Genomic DNA, 16,581 nt, shown 5'->3' on the forward strand with positions numbered 1-16,581 from the left:
GGTCTTATGGGCTGGCCTCTCGCCACCGACCACCAGGCAACCGACGTTGCGCGGGCGAATCAGCCGGTGGGCGGATCTTCCAGCATTTTATTCAGCAGGAATATCAGCGCTATCCGTTCGGCCGGGTTGAGCGTTCCGAACGTCAGCTCTGTGATTTTCGCCGCCTGCGGCACCGTTTCCGTCAGCAGCACGGCGCCGGCGTCGGTGAGGCCGACTACCACCTTGCGCCGATCGATCGGATCCGGCGTCACCGTGATCAGATCGCGCGCCTTCAGCCGTTCGACGATACCGCGTATGGTGGCCTGATCCACCGCCGTCACCTGCACCAGCTCGGTCAGCGAGCTCGGCCCCATATCGCGCACCGCGCACAGGGTGATGAACTGCACCGCCGTCAGCTGCGAATCGCCGACGTTTTGCTGGAAAATCGCCACGTGGCGCTGATAAACCTTGCGCAGCAGGTGCCCGACTTGCTCGGTAAAATGATAATTTTCGGGTTGGCCGCTCACGGCTGACGGGTATTCGGGGGGCGTCATTGCGTTACTCTCACCATCTATGGAATCCACGAGAATAGTACAAACCCCCGCCGTTGGCAGCAACGATTACGCCCGGCGCACGCGCGACGCCTCCGGCGCCACCACTTCCCCGTCCGCCACCACCGTTTGCCCGTCGAGGCGGATGTCACAGCGGCGCAGCGCGATGTCCATATGGCAAGGCGTTTTGCGCGTGCCGCCCACTTCGGTGTTCGGCCCGGTGGAGAACAGGAAGTTGCCGTAGAACGCGCGCGCGTCCATGCACATGCCGTCGTTCTTGTCGTGCAGGCCCATCGCCGTCCACTGGGCGCGCGGCTGCAGGCCCCAGCCGATGTGCGAAATGCCGTACACCTCCGGATCGTCGAAGTATTTCATGTATTCGCGCAGGTATTCCGCCTCGAAGCCGCCGTGAATGCGGGTGACGAACCCTTGTTCGATCTCCAGCGTGATGCGTTCGCGCGCATAGCTTTTAAACGGCAGCAAGATATCGCCGACCTCCAGCACCAGCACCCCTTCCGCCTGCTCCTCATTCGGCCAGGTGAACAGGAAGCCGCTCGGCCAGTGATCCCAGCGCCCCGGTTCATCGGCATAGCCGTACTCGGTCACCGTCGGGTATTGCCCGAGCGGCGCGCGGAAATCGCTGCCGGCGGCGGAGGTCACCTGCATCAGCTTCGCCTGCTCCAGCACGGCGGCGGCGGCCAGCACCCGCGCCTTGTCCTCCGCGTTGGGCAGCATGCGCGCCAGCACCTCCGGCGGCTCCACCGCCAGCAGGATGCGGGTGCCGGTTTTCAGGATCTGCTCCTGCTCCGGCGAATGCAGCAGCATCATGGTATCGACGATCAGGTCGGCGGCCTCCAGCGCACGCTGCGCCGCCAGGTTGCCGGTCAGCGCGGTATCGCCGCAATAGGCGGTCATGTCGTTGCCCATCGCCCGCGGATGGTTGAACGCCGGCAGCTCGACGGCATACACCCTGGCGCCCAGCCGCAGCGCCGCGTCGGTCGCGGCGCGCACCGTGCGCGCATCGGAATAATGGCTTTTCAAAATCGCCACGCTCTGCGAAGCATCAACCTTCGACAGCGTAAGCACCTGCTCGAACAGCTGTACCAACTGGGTTTCATTGACCGCCATGGCCTGTCTCCTGTCTCGTCAAGGGTGACCGACGCCCGCAAGGCGGCGGTGATTCTTCAAACAATTTAAAGTGAACACACTCATTTTTATCTAAGTCAAAAAAGCAAAGGAAAGCAAGCTGCGAATTCCCACCATAAGAAAGTCCTATTTCATCCCTCATCAATCCTGTGATTAACATGAGTTTAACAGTAATGCGCCGTCAATTAGCGTGAGCAAGATCTGATTTAACACTTTTGCAACTTTGCGTTATCTAGCGCATACACTATAAATCGATCGTCCAGCCACGCGTTGGGCCTACGCTGAAAAAAGCCAACAGACAGGGGGAAACATGATGAGCAAACAACCACGCATCGCCGTCGTCGGCGCCGGGCTGGGGGGCGCCGCCGCCGCCGGGCTGCTGCAAAAAGCCGGCTTTACCGTCGATCTGTATGAACAGAGCCCGGCGTTCTCACGCCTCGGCGCCGGCATTCACATGGGGCCGAACGTACTGAAGATTTTCCGCCGGCTCGGTATTGAGCAGCGGCTGGAGCAGATGGCGTCTCACCCCGATTTCTGGTTCAGCCGCGATGCCGAAAGCGGCGACTACCTGTCGCGCATCGAACTGGGCGCCTTCGCCCGCCGGGAGTACGGCGCCGCCTATGTGACGGTGCACCGCGGCGATTTGCAGGCGTTGCAGCTCTCCGCGCTGCAGCCCGGCACCCTGCACTTCGGCAAATGCCTGAGCAAGATTGAAGATCGCGGTGACGAGGTGGTGCTGAACTTCGTCGACGGCACCTCGGCCCACGCCGATATCGTGATCGGCGCCGACGGCATCAATTCACGCATCCGCGAGCACCTGCTGGGGGCTGAAGCGCCGACCTACAGCGGCTGGGTGGCCCATCGCGCACTGATCCGCGGCGAGAAGCTGGCGAAATACAACCTGACGTTCGAAGACTGCGTGAAGTGGTGGTCGGCGGATCGCCATCTGATGGTCTACTACACCACCCAACGGCGCGACGAGTATTACTACGTCAGCGGCGTGCCGCACCCGGCCTGGGATTTCCAGGGCAGCTTCATCGACAGCAGCCGCGAAGAAATGTTCGAGACCTTCGCCGGCTACCACCCGATCGTGCAGGCGCTGATCGAATCCAGCGAGCAGGTCACCAAATGGCCATTGCTGAACCGCAAACCGCTGCCGCTGTGGAGCGAAGGCCGTCTGGTGCTGCTCGGCGATGCCTGCCATCCGATGAAACCGCACATGGCGCAAGGCGCGGCGATGGCGATCGAAGACGCCGCCATGCTGGCCCGCTGCCTGCAGGAAACCGGCCTCGGCGACTACCGCACCGCCTTCCAGCTGTATGAAGCCAACCGCAAGGAGCGCGCCTCCAGGGTGCAGGCGGTGTCCAACGCCAACACCTTCCTGCGCACCCAGGAAGATCCGGCCTGGGTCTACGGCTATGACCTGTACGCGCAAGCGCTGAAATCGGAGAACGCCGCATGAGCACCTTCCTCTACGGCGCCCACGCTCACGCCAACGGCATTCGCCAACACTACCTGCGCTACGGCGGCCACGGCCCGGCGCTGCTCCTGATCCCCGGCATCACCAGCCCGGCGATCACCTGGGGCTTCGTCGCCGAGCGGCTGGGGGAAAAATACGACGTCTACGTACTCGACGTGCGCGGCCGCGGTCTGTCGTCCAGCGGCCCGGAACTGGCTTATGACGCAGAGACCTGCGCGCAGGACGTCAACGCCTTCGCCGCTGCGTTGAACCTGGACAGTTACGCCCTGCTCGGCCATTCGATGGGCGCCCGCTTCGCCCTGCGCGCCGCCGCTTTGCAGCCCGCCGGCGTGCGGCGGCTGGTGCTGGTCGATCCGCCGGTTTCCGGCCCCGGCCGCCGCGCCTATCCCGGCCAATGGCCGTGGTACGCCGACTCGATCCGGCAGTCGCTGCCGGGCATGAGCGCCGAGCAGATGCGCGTCTTCTGCCCGACCTGGAGCGAAGAGCAGCGCCGGCTACGCGCCGAGTGGCTGCACACCTGCTACGAGCCGGCGATCCAACGCGCCTACGACGATTTTCATCAGGTGGACAGCCACCGTGACTACCCGCTGCTGACCATGCCGACGCTGCTGATGGCCGCGGGCAAAGGCGGCGTCATTCAGCCCGAAGACCGGGCCGAGATCCGCACGCTGCAGCCGGAGATCGCCATCGTCGAGGTTGAGAACGCCGGACACATGATCCCGTGGGACGATTTCGATGGCTTCTTCCGCGCCCTGGGCGATTTTCTGGATTAAATGAGGAACACCGACATGAGCAACCACTACCGCATCGGCCAGATCGTGCCCAGCTCCAACACCACGATGGAAACCGAGATCCCGGCAATGCTGGGCGCGCGCCAGCTGATACGCCCGGAGCGTTTCACCTTTCACTCCAGCCGCATGCGCATGAAACACGTCAATAAAGAAGAATTGGCGGCGATGGACGCCGAGTCCGATCGCTGCGCGCTGGAGCTGTCCGACGCGCGGGTCGACGTGCTCGGCTACGCCTGCCTGGTGGCCATCATGGCGATGGGGCTGGGCTACCACCGCGAATCGCAGGCCCGGCTGGCGCAGGTGACGAAAGACAATCAGGCCGCCGCGCCGGTTATCAGCAGCGCCGGCGCGCTGGTCAACGGCCTGAAGGTGATCGGCGCCAAACGCATCGCGCTGGTGGCGCCCTACATGAAACCGCTGACCCAGCTGGTGGTGGACTACATCCAGCACGAAGGCATTGAGGTCAAGGTGTGGCGCGCGCTGGAGATCCCGGACAACCTCGACGTCGGCCGGCACGATCCGGCCAGGCTGCCGGGGATCGTCGCCGAGATGGATTTACGCGAGGTCGATGCTATCGTGCTGTCCGCCTGCGTGCAGATGCCTTCGCTGTCGGCCGTCCCGACGGTGGAGGCTCAAACCGGCAAACCGGTGATCACCGCCGCCATCGCCACCACTTACGCGATGCTGACCGCGCTGGAGCTGGAACCGATCGTTCCCGGCGCCGGCGCCCTGCTGTCCGGCGCTTATTGAGGAGGCAGAATGAACGACACCCTCAGCGACAACTACCGCGGCGTCTGGGGCCAGCGCATCGGCTTCGGCCGGCGCCCGGCGTTGCTGGCGATCGACTTTATGCAGGCCTACACCACCGAAGGCGCGCCGCTGTTCGCGCCGGGCGTGGTGAGCGCGGTCGAGGAAAGCCGCGAGCTGCTGGCCTGCGCGCGCCGCACGGGAATTCCGGTGATCCACACCCATATCCGCTATCATGCAGGCCATTTTGCCGATGGCGGCCTGTGGGTGAAGAAAGCGCCGGTGATGAAAGACATGGTGGCGGGCAACCCGCTGGCGGCGTTCTGCCCGCCGGTGGCGCCGCTGGCCGATGAGGTGGTGCTGAGCAAGCAATACGCCAGCGCCTTCTTTGGCACCGCGCTGGCGCCGCTGCTGGTGGCGCAAGGGATCGACACGCTGCTGATGATCGGCTGCTCCACCAGCGGCTGCATCCGCGCCAGCGCGGTGGACGCGGTACAGCACGGCTTCCGCGCCATGGTGGTGCGCGAGTGCGTCGGCGATCGTCACCCCGGCCCGCACGAAGCCAACCTGTTCGACATCGACAGCAAATACGGCGACGTGGTGCACAAACGGGAGGCGCTCGACTACCTGAACCGGTTATGAGTCAACGATTCACCTGCAACAACAATAACGAAGGCGCAAACAGCGCCTCACGCGACCGCCCGAAACAGGGCGGCGCCCATGCAACGCAAACACAACAGGCGCCTCCTGCGGAGGCCAACACGCACCACCTGGAGACAACATCATGGCCATTGTCGACACCCCGCTGGCGGGGAAAGCGGACGCAGAATCGCTGCTGCTGTACCGCAAAATCACCTGGAAACTGATCCCGTTTCTTTGCCTGTGTTACCTGGCGGCCTACCTCGATCGCATCAACGTCGGGCTGGCCAAGCTGCAGATGGCCGACGCGCTGCAGCTGAGCGAAGCGGCCTTTGGTCTGGGCGCCGGGCTGTTCTTCGTCGGCTATATTCTGTTCGAGGTGCCGAGCAACCTGATCCTGCAGCGCGTTGGCGCCAAGATGTGGATCGCCCGCATCATGATCACCTGGGGGCTGCTGTCCACCGCCACCATGTTCGTCACCACGCCGACCCAATTCTACGTCATTCGCTTTCTGCTCGGCGTGGCGGAGGCCGGTTTCCTGCCCGGCGTGCTCTTTTACCTGACGCTGTGGTTCCCGACCTATCGCCGCGGCCGCATCATCGCGCTGTTCATGATCGGCCTGCCGCTGTCCAGCGTGATCGGCGGGCCGCTCTCCGGCTGGATCATGGGCCATTTCGACATGCGCCACGGGCTGCACGGCTGGCAGTGGCTGTTTTTGCTGGAGGGCATTCCCAGCGTGCTGTTGGGCGTGCTGACATTCTGGCTGTTGCCTAATACCTACCAGCAGGCCAAGTGGCTGACGCCCGAGGAAAAACAGCGCATTGCCGACGATCTGGCGCGCGACGACGCCGAGGCCGATCACGGCAAGCACAGCTTCCGCGACGGCTTCTTCAACCTGAAGGTGTGGATGCTCGGCGGCATCGACTTCGCCATTCTGCTCAGCGCCTACGCCATGGGCTTTTGGATGCCGACCTTCATCAAAACCGCCGGCGTCACCGACATCACCACCATCGGCTACCTGACGGCGATCCCCAGCGTCGCCGCCCTGCTCGGTATGCTGCTGATCGGCAGCAGTTCCGACCGGCTGCGCGAACGGCGCTGGCATATCATCGTGCCGTTTATCGTCGGCGCACTGGCGATGGCCGGCAGCACCTTCTTCACCCATAATGCGCTGGCCACGGTGCTGCTGTTCTCCATCGCCCAGGCGGCGATCATCGGCGCAGTGCCGGTGTTCTTCAGCCTGCCGGCCACCTTCCTGCGCGGCACGGCGGCGGCGACCGGCTTCGCGCTGGCCTGTTCGCTGGCCAACATCGCCGGGCTGGTGAGCAATTCGCTGATGGGGTTGGCGCTGGATCTGACCGGCAAGAGCGGCGGCGCGCTCTGGGCCTTCGCCGGCTGCCTGCTGCTCAGCTCGCTGCTGGTGGTGGCCCTGCCGGCCAAGGTGGTGAACCGCTGAATTAATGATGGGAGCGCAATATTTTGCGCTCCGACATTACCGCCCAGAATCTGAATAATAGGCGTCTATGTGTTCTTGAGCTTTCTTTCTAAGCCCGCAAGATGGAGGAAATGCAGCGATTGATATCAAAAGAAATACCCCCCAGAGAACAAAAAGCACGAATCCAAAAAGAGGATCGCTTCTGAGGTTAACAAAGGAAGCTATCAAGAAAGAAAACGAAAACAGCATCATCCAGAATGCATCTTTATATCTTCTTTTTATTTTCCCTTCATCGACAAAGACCTTCCCACTCTTCAACGACATGAAAAAATTAAATTTACTGAAGTATTTGGGGCCCAGTAACTCATGGGAGTTCATGATAATTTTAATCATTTCATTCTGTATGTGTGAATTACTGATTCCAATGATTTTTTTAATTGACGTGCGCTTTATTTCAAAATCAACAATCTTCGCATACTCTTTTTCCGCAATGCCGTTTTTCTTCTCAGCAACCAGCCTTTTACGATAACGATCTGACATTAAACCAAAGAGTTTTATTGAGGAAATATCACGAAAAAGCCATCTAAAAATAAGAAAGATGGCGCCTAATGCCATGACATTTAAAGTCCCACTTTGGAACGTTGATAAAATCCAATTTCCAATTTTCAGTAGCTCCTGCATATCCATGTTCCTTTCATGTTTCAATCAAGATCGCCAAGTAAAAAGGCGCAATCTCCTGCGCCTTTTACTCTGCATGAGCACACTCGCGGTTACTCGTCCTTCAACCCGCGATTGATCAACATCGGTTCGATGCTCGGCTCTTTGCCGCGCCAGTCGATGTACAGCTTCTCCAGATCCTGGCTGTTGCCGCGCGATAGGATCATGTCGCGGAAGCGCTGGCCGTTTTCGGCGGTCAGGCCACCGTGTTCGGTGAACCACTGGAAAGCGTCGTCCGCCAGCATTTCCGTCCACAGATAGGCGTAGTAGCCCGCGGCGTAGCCGTTACCCCAGATGTGCTGGAAATAGCTGGAACGGTAGCGCGGCGGCACGTAGCTGAGATCCACCTTGTCTTTTTGCAGCGACTCGGCCTCGAACTTGTCCACGTCCTGCTGCGGCTGGTCGGCGGTCAGCATGTGCCAGTGCATATCCAGCAGCGCGGCGGACAGCAGCTCGGTCATGCTGTAGCCCTTGTTGAACTTGTCGGCCTTCTTGATCTTGTCAACCAGTTCCTGCGGCATCGCCTCGCCGGTCTGGTAGTGCTTGGCGAAGTGGCTGAACACTTTCGGATCGCTGACCCAGTGCTCGTTGAACTGCGACGGGAACTCGACGAAATCGCGCGCGGTGTTGGTGCCCGACAGGCTCGGGTATTCCTGATCGGCGAACATGCCGTGCAGCGCATGGCCGAACTCGTGGAACATCGTGATTACGTCGTCATACGACAGCAGCGCCGGCTGGCCCGGCGCCGGTTTGGTGAAGTTGGCGACGTTGTAGATCACCGGCTTGGTGCCGTTGAGCTTCGACTGATCGACGAAGTTGCTCATCCAGGCGCCGCCACCCTTGTTGTCGCGCTTGAAGTAGTCGGTGTAGAACAGCGCCAGCGATTTGCCGTCCTTGTCGAACACTTCATACACCTTGACGTCCGGCTGGTAGACCGGAATATCCTTGCGCTCTTTGAAGCTGATGCCGTACAGCAGGTTGGCGGCGTAAAACACGCCGTTGTTCAGCACGTTGTTCAGCTCGAAGTAAGGTTTGATCTGCGATTCGTCCAGATCGTACTTGGCCTTGCGCACCTGTTCGGCGTAGAACTGCCAGTCCCAGGCCTGCACCTTGAAGTCGCCTTTCTGCTGATCGATCACCGCCTGAATGTCTTTGGCTTCACGCTCGGCGCGCGCGGTGGCCGCCGGCACGATGTTGCGCATAAAACTCAAGGCGGCATCCGGCGTCTTGGCCATCTGGTTTTGCAGCTTCCAGGCGGCGTAGTTCGGGTAGCCCAGCAGTTTGGCCTGCTCGGCGCGCACCTTGGCCAGACGGGAAAGGGTCTGGCGGGTATCGTTGCCGTCGCCCTTCTCGGCACGCGTCCAGGAGGCGTCGAACAGCGCTTGGCGGGTGTCGCGATCTTTCAGACTCTGCAGCAGCGGCTGCTGGGTGGTGTTCTGCAGCACCAGCAGCCACTGTTTCTCCAGCTTGCGCTCGGCGGCCGCCTGCGCGGCTGCCGCCAGCTCGCCTTCCGACAGGCCGTCCAGCTTCGCCGGATCGGTTATCGCCAGCGCGCCGTTCTTGCTCGCCGCCAGCAGTTTGTTGGTGAACTGGGTGCTCAACGTCGCCGCTTCCTGGTTCAGCACCTTCAGCTTGGCCTTGTCGGCGTCTGACAGGTTGGCGCCCGCCAGCTCAAAGTTCTTGTAGGTCACTTCCACCAGCCGCCGCGATTCCGGATCCAGCTTCAGCGCGTCGCGATCCTGATAGATGGCCTTGATACGTGCGAACAGCTTGCCGTTGAGCATAATGTCGTCGTTCAGCGCCGCCAGCTTCGGCGAGGTCTCTTCATCCAGCTTCTGCAGCGCATCGCTGGTGTTGGCCGAGGTCATGGCGCCGAACACGTTCATCACCCGCGTCAGCAGCGAGCCGGCCTGCTCCATCGCCACGAAGGTATTCTTGAAGTTGGGCTTGGCCGGGTTGTTGGCGATCTTCTCCACCTCTTCCCGCTTTTGCTTGATGCCCGCCTCGATCGCCGGCGCGTAGTCGCTTTCCTTGATCAGGTTGAACGGCGGCGCCTGGAACGGCAGACGGCTTTGATAGAAGAACGGATTCTGGGTCTTTTGCTTGTCGTGCTGATTGGCTTCACCGGTCACGGTAGCCTCCTTCGCCTGGCCGCTGGGCAGCGCGCTATGGTCGGCGTGAGGTTGGGTTTCTGCTGCCAGTGCCTGCGAGCCCAGCGCCATGCCGATCGCCAGCACCAATGTGGATAAACGCGTCAAATCGAAACTCCTCCATGTTCACGGAATAAGGTCTCGGGGAATGGCTCCCTCAGAGTCATCACCTAGCTTAGGCGCAGTTGGCAGTTTGAGCAAAAACAAGTGATTAGAATACTCCTCCCTCGATGATTTGCTCCCTGTGGCGTATAGCAGTGCGTTAACTCGATTAGATATAACCTATAAACGCTTGAATGCGCCGACCGGGCACCGGACGATCGTATGACCTGATTCTTTTCCCCACTGCCGCCTCGAAGGTTGCCGAAGTATATAATCCGCTACGGGTTTCAAGCGAAATTTGCCACAGAAACAACTCCCTCATATTACTGATACGTGTCACATCAAGCCGTGCGAAAACAAAGGGGTCTTTTGAGCTGTGTTGATATTTTTCCATCCAAGCCGTGAGCCTTGAGTTACTCGGTGAATGCGTAAGCAAATCATGCCGGTGAGAGATATTATTCTCCTTTGGATAATCCTCAGATACGCTGGTATGTATAAGGATCTGTACGATATTGTACGCATAACCATTGAGCCTGTTACTGGGGTGCTTGCGCCAAACGGAAGGTTGCTCTTCAACTTTCCACGCCTTCTCGATCACGCGAGCAAGATAAATCAGCTTGTCGGCAGCTTGCAGATCCAACTTACGTCTGCCACTTATGAGCCAAGACCTTAGCTCATAAGTGGCGCGAGGATAAACATGCCCCACCGATTGCAAAAACTCACTTGACGACTCTGGCGATATGCTTGGCAGTGGTGATGTCCAACAGCTCCGCCAAAGAACAGCATCAAACGCTAGCGGTTCTAGTTTATCGCGAGCACAGATCCTTTCAGCTACAGCGCGCAGATGCTGAGCGCTGCAGACGGCTAACAAGTGATAACGGGGGTCAGACACAAGCATGAGCAATAAATCCTTTATATAATTTTTAATTAAAAATACGCGCAGAGTTATTCCTGATAAAGAGTATCCGCTCAACGGTGTTAACCCTGTGCCAATGACTTTACGTCTCTCCGCCCTTTCCCGCTCAATAATCAGATAAAGACAACGACGTTGGACGCTTCGATACTGGTAATGAATACGGCTGCGTCAGCGCGACGCCTCATAAACCACCTTGCCGTCCACATAGGTACGATAAATATTGCGATCGTCTCCCAGGGTCATCAGCACGAACCCTTGTTCCGCCGACGTGGCGCTGTTGGCGTAGCGCAACTGCTGCAGCGGCGTGACCGCCGGATCGAGCACCACGAAATCCGCCTCTTTGCCGACGTTGAAGTTGCCGATTTTGTCGTCCAGCGACAGCGCGCGGGCGCCGCCCAGGGTGGCGTGATAGAACGCTTCTACGGCAGAGAGCCGGTAATGCTGCAGCTGGCCGACCTTGTATGCCTCGCCCAGCGTGCGCAGCATATTGAAAGTGGTGCCGGCCCCCACGTCGGTGCCGATGCCGAGCTTCACCCGCTTGCGCCAGGCCTGCTGCAGATCGAACAGCCCGCTGCCGAGGAACAGGTTGGAGGTGGGGCAAAACGCGATTGCCGAGCGGGTCTCGCACAGGCAGTCCCATTCCTGCTCCTCCAGGTGCAGGCAGTGGGCGAACACGCTTTTACCGCCGGTCATGCCGTAGCGATGGTAAACGTCCAGATAGCTTTGGTTCTGCGGGAACAGCGATTTTACCCAGGCCACTTCCTGCGGATTCTCGCTCAGGTGCGTCTGCAGCCAAACGTCGGGGAATTCTTCGCGCAGCCGCTGCACCTGCGCCAGCAGCGCCGGCGTACTGGTAGGCGCAAAGCGCGGCGTAATGGCGTAACCGAGGCGGCCTTTGCCGTGCCAGCGTTCGATCAGCTCACGCGTCTGGCGATAACTTTGCTCCGGCGTTTCCAGCAGCGCCTCCGGCGCATGGCGATCCATCATCACCTTACCGGCGATCAGGCGCATATTCAGCGTTTGCGCCTGGGTGAACAGCGCATCGACCGACTGCGGATGCACGCTGCCGAACACCAGCGCGGTGGTGGTACCGTTGCTCAGCAACTCCCGCAGAAAGAAGGCCGACATCTCGTCGGCGTGCTGCTCGCAGCCATAACGGCTTTCGGTCGGGAAGGTGTAATTGTTTAACCAGCCCAGCAACTGGTCGCCATAGGCACCAATCATTTCGGTTTGCGGGTAGTGGATATGGGTGTCGATAAACCCCGGTACGATCGGTTTGTCGCGATACTCCGTGACCGCGAAGCCCGGTGGCAGCAGCGCCTCGCCCTGCTGCCAGCTGCCGAACCAGACGATGGTGCCCTCGTTGAGCAGCAGCAAACCGTCGGGAATATGCCGCAGGCGTTCCTCAAGCTGTTGCGGCGCCTCCACACAGGCGGCGATATCAAAAAAATTGCCACGAATAGCCGTGGTGAATTGCAGTGCCATTATTTTCTTCCTTGTGACGACCGGCCAAGCCCACCCACATAATAAATTGCGATGATGAAACAAGGCCCTTTTTACCCAAACGCAAAGACCGGATTAAGCATAGCAAGCCGTGTGCCAATAGGCGGTCATAAAATATATTTTTATTTAAAAACAGAGTGATACTAATTTAATCAAAGAAAACCAACCGATGAAAAAGAATAAAACGCGTGGCGGTCTTCAACGGCAGACGAATAGCAACCGTTTGCTTGCCGAAATAACACCGCGCCGCTGCACCTTTATTGGGCAAGCGGATAATTTCGCGGCCGTGACGTTTATTCCAACACGATGCAAAGCGATCTGGCCCATTCCGCAGGCCACCCGACAAACTTGAAACGATAACCATTCTCAATTATCATCCGCGCATCTTTTTGACCAGCAATGCGAAAACCATGTCCGCCACCGCTTCCGCCCCGCACACCGCGCTGTCGCGCCTTTACGCCACCCATCATGCCTGGTTGCAGGGATGGTTGCGCAGGCGGCTGGGCTGCGCGTTCGACGCGGACGATGTGGCGCAGGACACCTTCATGCGCCTGCTGAAAAGCGACGCCGCGGCGACCCTGCGCGAGCCGAAAGATTTTCTGGTCACCGTCGCCAAGCGGGTGATGGTCGATCTGTTTCGCCGCAGAACGCTGGAGCGCGCCTATCTTGAGATGCTGGCGCTGATCCCGGATGGCTATGCCCCGTCGTCGGAGCAGCGCCAGATCCTGCTGGAAAGCCTGCAGCAGATAGACGCCATGCTCGACGGCCTGGGGCCGAAGGTGAAACAGGCCTTCCTGCTGTCGCAGCTCGAAGGCCTGGGCTATGCAGACATCGCCGTGCGCCTCGGTGTGTCGGTCAGCTCGGTTAAAAAATACATGGCCAAGGCCACCGAGCATTGCCTGCTGTTCAGCCTGGAAAACGACGTTTTCTCATGAGCAACGCCATCACCCCCGAGCAGCGCCAGGCGCTGAAAATGGCCGCACACTGGTATGCACTACTGTGCGATGAGCACGTCACCGACCGCCAGCGCCAACAGTGGCAAGCCTGGCATCAGCAGCATGACGATCACCGCTGGGCCTGGCAGCGCGTCGAAGCGTTGCAGAGCCAGCTGCAGGGCGTGCCGGGCAAGTTCAGCTACCGCGCGCTCGATCGCGCCGGCCGCCAGTCGGCGACCGATCGCCGCACCCTGCTGAAGAGCCTGCTGCTGTTGCTCGGCGTGGGCGGCAGCGGATTCCTTTACCAGTCGCCGCTCGGCCGGGAGCTGCGCGCCGACTACCGCACCGCCACCGGCGAAATCAAACCCATAGTGTTAAGCGACGGCACCCAGCTGGTGTTGAACACCGCCAGCGCGGTAGACGTGCATTACGACGATCGCCAACGGTTGATCCGCTTGCACGCCGGAGAAATCAGCCTGGTGACCGGACGCGATCCCCGGCCGCTGTGGGTGCAAAGCCCGCAGGGGGCGATGCGCGCGCTCGGCACCCGCTTTTTGGTGCGTGAGAGCGGCGGCGAGACGCGCCTGACGGTGCTGGAGCATGCGGTCGAAGCGCAGCTGGCGCAGGACGCGCGGCAAACGCGCCGGGTGGAGGCCGGAGAACAGATCAGCTTCAGCGCCACGGCCTTCAGCGAAAAACAACCCGCTGCGGCGGAGGACGGCTGGCTGCGCGGCGTGCTGAGCGTCAGCCAGTGGCGGCTGGACCGGGTGATCGCCGAACTGGCGCGCTACCGGCGCGGCCACCTGAGCTGCGATCCGGCCGTCGCCGGCCTGCGCGTCAGCGGCAGTTTCCCGCTCAACGATACCGATCGCGCCCTCGCCTTGCTCAGCCAGACCCTGCCGGTGCGCCTGCAGGGCTTTACCCGCTATTGGCTGCAAATCGTCCCCGCCTGAATCGTTTTAAATAAAAATGATAAAAAATCGCATTCTTGATTGTCCCTTTTGCTTCGCTCATCCGACTCCCAGGAAAACACTGCAGCAATAAATAAAAAATGATTCAGGAGAAGGTATGAACAACGCTTGGGGAAAGGTAGCGCCGGCTTTGCTTTGGGGAAAACGGGCCACGCCGCTGGCCGTGGCCATTGGCCTGGCCTTCGCCGCACCGCTGACGGCGAGCGCCGCCAGCGCCGCAGCCACCTATCACATTCCGGCCGGTGAGCTGGACGGCGCGCTGAATGCGTTCGCTGCGCGCGCCGGCATCGCGCTCTCGGTGGACGGCACGCTGACCGCCGGTAAACGTTCGCCGGGCCTGAGCGGCAGCTACGGCGTCGATGACGGCCTCAACGCCCTGCTGGCCGGCAGCGGCCTGCAGGCTAAAGCGCTCGGCAACAACGGTTACACGCTGGCCAAACTGCCGCAGCCGCAGAAGGAAGAGGACATCACCGTGGTCGGTGACTGGCTGGCGGAAGGCCGTCAGGTAGACGTGTTCGAACATCCCGGCGCGCGCGACGTGGTGCGCCGCGAAGAATTCGCCAAAACCGGCACCACCACCGTGCGCGAAGCGTTGAACCGCGTGCCGGGCGTAGTGGCGCCGGAGAACAACGGCACCGGCAGCCATGACATGGCGCTGAACTTCGGCATTCGCGGCCTCAACCCGCGCCTCGCCAGCCGCTCCACCGTGTTGATGGACGGCATCCCGGTGCCCTTCGCCCCTTACGGCCAGCCGCAGCTGTCGCTGGCGCCAATCTCGCTCGGCAATATGGATGCGATCGACGTGGTGCGCGGCGGCGGCGCGGTGCGTTACGGGCCACAGAGCGTCGGCGGCGTGGTTAACTTCGTCACCCGTGCCATCCCGAAAACCTTCGGCATGGAGGCCGGCATGCAGGGGCAGCTCAGCCCGACCTCGCGCCAGGATCACCCGAAAGGCACCGGTAACCTGATGATCGGCGGCACCGCCGACAACGGCCTCGGCGCGGCGCTGCTCTACTCCGGCACCCGCGGCAGCGACTGGCGCGAGCACAGCGCGACCAAAATTGACGATGTGATGCTGAAAAGCCGTTACGCCCCGAACGAGGTGCACACCTTCAACAGCCTGCTGCAATACTACGAAGGCGAAGCGGACATGCCGGGCGGCCTGAGCCGCGCGGACTACAACGCCAATCCGTTCCAGTCGACGCGCCCGTACGACAAGTTCTGGGGCCGCCGCCAGCTGGCGAACTTCGGCTATCAGTATCAGCCGGATCAGCAGCACAAGTTCGACGTGCAGAGCTTCTACACCTACACCCTGCGCAGCGGCTATCTGGATCAGGGCAAAAACCTGACGCTGTCGCCGCGCGAATACTGGGTGCGCGGCGTGGAACCGCGCTACAGCCAGAGCTTCCGCTGGGGAGATTCGGCGCATGAGGTCGGCGTCGGCTACCGCTACGTCAGCGAATCCACCCACGAGCTGCGCTACACCAGCAAGGCCAGCACCGGCCGGCTGCCGTCCACCGCCAGCCCGTACGATCGCGATACCCAGTCCGGCACCGAGGCGCACGCCTTCTATATCGACGATCGCATCGACATCGGCGACTGGACTATCACGCCGGGCATGCGCTACGAGTACATCAAGTCGTATCAGAACAACTACATCAAGAACAACCGCCTCGACGTTAGCTATAACGCGCCGCTGCCGGCGTTGAACGTGATGTATCACCTGAACGAATACTGGAACCTGTACGCCAACACCGAAGGCTCCTTCGGCACCGTACAGTACAGCCAGATGGGCAAAGCGGTCGACAGCGGCAAGATTGAACCGGAGAAGGCGCGCACCTGGGAGCTGGGCACCCGCTACGCCGGCGATGCGCTGACCGGCGAGATCGGGCTGTTCCTGATCAACTTCAACAACCAGTACGACTCCAACCAGGTGACCGACAGCGTGACCGCGCGCGGCAAAACCCGCCACGCCGGGCTGGAAGGCAGCCTGCGTTACGATCTGTCGCAGCTGACGCCGAAACTGGACGACCTGACCGCCTACGCCAGCTACGCCTACGTCAACGCCACCATCCGCGAAGACGGCGGCTACAAGGGCAATCAGGTGCCGTTCTCACCGAAGCATAAAGGCACGCTGGGGCTGGACTACACGCCGGGCAACTGGGCGTTTAACCTTAACGGCGAGTTCCAGTCCAGCCAGTTCGCCGACAACGCCAACACCGTGGCGGAAAGCGCCGACGGCAGCACCGGCCGCATTCCCGGCTATATGCTGTGGGGCGTGCGCGCCGCCTATGATTTCGGCCCGGAAATGGCCGGTCTGAATCTGGGCGTCGGCGTGAAAAACCTGTTCAACCACGAGTATTTCACCCGCGCTTATGACGACAACAACAAAGGTCTGTACATCGGCCAGCCGCGCACGATCTATCTGCAAGGCTCGGTGAAGTTCTGACACTCAGCGGCGGGCGCACCTCATCGCGCTCGCCGCCTCACCCATAACGTGACATCGTCACTAAACGCCT

15 protein-coding genes are annotated in these 16,581 nt (G+C 60.8%); 9 read left to right on the forward strand and 6 right to left on the reverse strand.

All coding sequences use genetic code 11. From position 1 onward, the window contains the following. Window positions 1-59: 59 nt before the first annotated feature. Together FHU12_RS09620 and FHU12_RS09625 are read right to left on the reverse strand one after the other, a co-directional pair. Entirely contained in the window at window positions 60-533 is a 474-nt protein-coding gene (locus FHU12_RS09620; protein WP_089180871.1) for a MarR family winged helix-turn-helix transcriptional regulator, read from the reverse strand. 66 nt (window positions 534-599) lie between these two features. Further along, window positions 600-1,658 (reverse strand): 2,5-dihydroxypyridine 5,6-dioxygenase, encoded by a 1,059-nt coding sequence (locus tag FHU12_RS09625; RefSeq protein ID WP_015377796.1) that lies wholly within the window; start codon window positions 1,656-1,658, stop codon window positions 600-602. Between the two features lie 328 nt (window positions 1,659-1,986). Between FHU12_RS09625 and FHU12_RS09630 the strand changes: the two genes are divergently transcribed. From FHU12_RS09630 to FHU12_RS09650, 5 genes are all read left to right on the forward strand, one after another. Then, window positions 1,987-3,138, forward strand: a complete 1,152-nt coding sequence (locus FHU12_RS09630; protein ID WP_141969013.1) for an FAD-dependent monooxygenase — start codon at window positions 1,987-1,989, stop codon at window positions 3,136-3,138. Further along, window positions 3,135-3,929 (forward strand): alpha/beta fold hydrolase, encoded by a 795-nt coding sequence (locus FHU12_RS09635; protein WP_141969015.1) that lies wholly within the window; start codon window positions 3,135-3,137, stop codon window positions 3,927-3,929. Before FHU12_RS09630 ends, FHU12_RS09635 begins: the two co-directional genes overlap by 4 nt. 15 nt (window positions 3,930-3,944) lie before the next feature. Continuing rightward, the gene (locus FHU12_RS09640) at window positions 3,945-4,697 is read left to right on the forward strand and encodes a maleate cis-trans isomerase family protein (protein WP_141969017.1); all 753 of its coding nucleotides are present in this window, start codon (window positions 3,945-3,947) and stop codon (window positions 4,695-4,697) included. 9 nt (window positions 4,698-4,706) lie between these two features. Further along, on the forward strand, window positions 4,707-5,336 hold the full coding sequence (locus FHU12_RS09645; protein WP_033634448.1) for an N-carbamoylsarcosine amidohydrolase: 630 nt from the start codon (window positions 4,707-4,709) through the stop codon (window positions 5,334-5,336). A 142-nt stretch (window positions 5,337-5,478) separates the two neighbouring features. Further along, the gene (locus FHU12_RS09650; RefSeq protein WP_004938595.1) at window positions 5,479-6,789 is read left to right on the forward strand and encodes an MFS transporter; all 1,311 of its coding nucleotides are present in this window, start codon (window positions 5,479-5,481) and stop codon (window positions 6,787-6,789) included. Window positions 6,790-6,825: 36 nt separating this feature from the next. On the opposite strand, the gene FHU12_RS09655 is transcribed toward FHU12_RS09650, so the two are convergent. The 4 genes from FHU12_RS09655 to guaD all read right to left on the reverse strand — a co-directional run bounded on the left by FHU12_RS09655 (window position 6,826) and on the right by guaD (window position 12,138). Next, entirely contained in the window at window positions 6,826-7,449 is a 624-nt protein-coding gene (locus tag FHU12_RS09655; RefSeq protein WP_141969019.1) for a hypothetical protein, read from the reverse strand. Window positions 7,450-7,538: 89 nt separating this feature from the next. After that, window positions 7,539-9,707, reverse strand: coding sequence for a peptidyl-dipeptidase Dcp (gene dcp, locus FHU12_RS09660; RefSeq protein ID WP_141972947.1), 2,169 nt, complete (start codon window positions 9,705-9,707; stop codon window positions 7,539-7,541). 199 nt (window positions 9,708-9,906) lie between these two features. Continuing rightward, window positions 9,907-10,377: a hypothetical protein gene (locus FHU12_RS09665; protein WP_141969020.1), complete on the reverse strand. Its 471-nt coding sequence runs from the start codon at window positions 10,375-10,377 to the stop codon at window positions 9,907-9,909. A gap of 444 nt (window positions 10,378-10,821) precedes the next feature. Beyond that, window positions 10,822-12,138: a guanine deaminase gene (gene guaD, locus FHU12_RS09670; protein ID WP_141969021.1), complete on the reverse strand. Its 1,317-nt coding sequence runs from the start codon at window positions 12,136-12,138 to the stop codon at window positions 10,822-10,824. A 187-nt stretch (window positions 12,139-12,325) separates the two neighbouring features. On the opposite strand from guaD, the gene FHU12_RS09675 reads away from it, so the two are divergent. From FHU12_RS09675 to fecA, 4 genes are all read left to right on the forward strand, one after another. Further along, window positions 12,326-12,508: a hypothetical protein gene (locus tag FHU12_RS09675; protein ID WP_141969022.1), complete on the forward strand. Its 183-nt coding sequence runs from the start codon at window positions 12,326-12,328 to the stop codon at window positions 12,506-12,508. A 58-nt stretch (window positions 12,509-12,566) separates the two neighbouring features. Further along, entirely contained in the window at window positions 12,567-13,091 is a 525-nt protein-coding gene (fecI, locus tag FHU12_RS09680) for a ferric citrate uptake sigma factor FecI (RefSeq protein ID WP_141969023.1), read from the forward strand. After that, entirely contained in the window at window positions 13,088-14,044 is a 957-nt protein-coding gene (gene fecR / locus FHU12_RS09685; RefSeq protein ID WP_141969024.1) for a ferric citrate uptake sigma factor regulator FecR, read from the forward strand. The genes fecI and fecR overlap by 4 nt, the downstream gene beginning before the upstream one ends. A gap of 115 nt (window positions 14,045-14,159) precedes the next feature. Further along, window positions 14,160-16,511: a TonB-dependent Fe(3+) dicitrate receptor FecA gene (fecA, locus tag FHU12_RS09690; RefSeq protein ID WP_141969025.1), complete on the forward strand. Its 2,352-nt coding sequence runs from the start codon at window positions 14,160-14,162 to the stop codon at window positions 16,509-16,511. Window positions 16,512-16,581 lie beyond the last annotated feature (70 nt).

Origin of the sequence: Serratia marcescens, from assembly GCF_006715005.1 — a bacterium.
GTDB classification, from domain to species: Bacteria; Pseudomonadota; Gammaproteobacteria; order Enterobacterales; family Enterobacteriaceae; genus Serratia; species Serratia montpellierensis.

What these genes read in the sequence shown, in the direction of transcription:
- fecI (WP_141969023.1), top strand. Translation starts at nt 12,567, where the DNA reads ATGTCCGCCACCGCTTCCGCCCCGCACACCGCGCTGTCGCGCCTTTAC.
- FHU12_RS09635 (WP_141969015.1), top strand. Translation starts at nt 3,135, where the DNA reads ATGAGCACCTTCCTCTACGGCGCCCACGCTCACGCCAACGGCATTCGC.
- FHU12_RS09620 (WP_089180871.1), bottom strand. Translation starts at nt 533, where the DNA reads ATGACGCCCCCCGAATACCCGTCAGCCGTGAGCGGCCAACCCGAAAAT.
- FHU12_RS09675 (WP_141969022.1), top strand. Translation starts at nt 12,326, where the DNA reads ATGAAAAAGAATAAAACGCGTGGCGGTCTTCAACGGCAGACGAATAGC.
- FHU12_RS09640 (WP_141969017.1), top strand. Translation starts at nt 3,945, where the DNA reads ATGAGCAACCACTACCGCATCGGCCAGATCGTGCCCAGCTCCAACACC.
- FHU12_RS09650 (WP_004938595.1), top strand. Translation starts at nt 5,479, where the DNA reads ATGGCCATTGTCGACACCCCGCTGGCGGGGAAAGCGGACGCAGAATCG.
- FHU12_RS09625 (WP_015377796.1), bottom strand. Translation starts at nt 1,658, where the DNA reads ATGGCGGTCAATGAAACCCAGTTGGTACAGCTGTTCGAGCAGGTGCTT.
- fecR (WP_141969024.1), top strand. Translation starts at nt 13,088, where the DNA reads ATGAGCAACGCCATCACCCCCGAGCAGCGCCAGGCGCTGAAAATGGCC.
- fecA (WP_141969025.1), top strand. Translation starts at nt 14,160, where the DNA reads ATGAACAACGCTTGGGGAAAGGTAGCGCCGGCTTTGCTTTGGGGAAAA.
- FHU12_RS09645 (WP_033634448.1), top strand. Translation starts at nt 4,707, where the DNA reads ATGAACGACACCCTCAGCGACAACTACCGCGGCGTCTGGGGCCAGCGC.
- guaD (WP_141969021.1), bottom strand. Translation starts at nt 12,138, where the DNA reads ATGGCACTGCAATTCACCACGGCTATTCGTGGCAATTTTTTTGATATC.
- FHU12_RS09630 (WP_141969013.1), top strand. Translation starts at nt 1,987, where the DNA reads ATGATGAGCAAACAACCACGCATCGCCGTCGTCGGCGCCGGGCTGGGG.
- dcp (WP_141972947.1), bottom strand. Translation starts at nt 9,707, where the DNA reads ATGGCGCTGGGCTCGCAGGCACTGGCAGCAGAAACCCAACCTCACGCC.
- FHU12_RS09655 (WP_141969019.1), bottom strand. Translation starts at nt 7,449, where the DNA reads ATGCAGGAGCTACTGAAAATTGGAAATTGGATTTTATCAACGTTCCAA.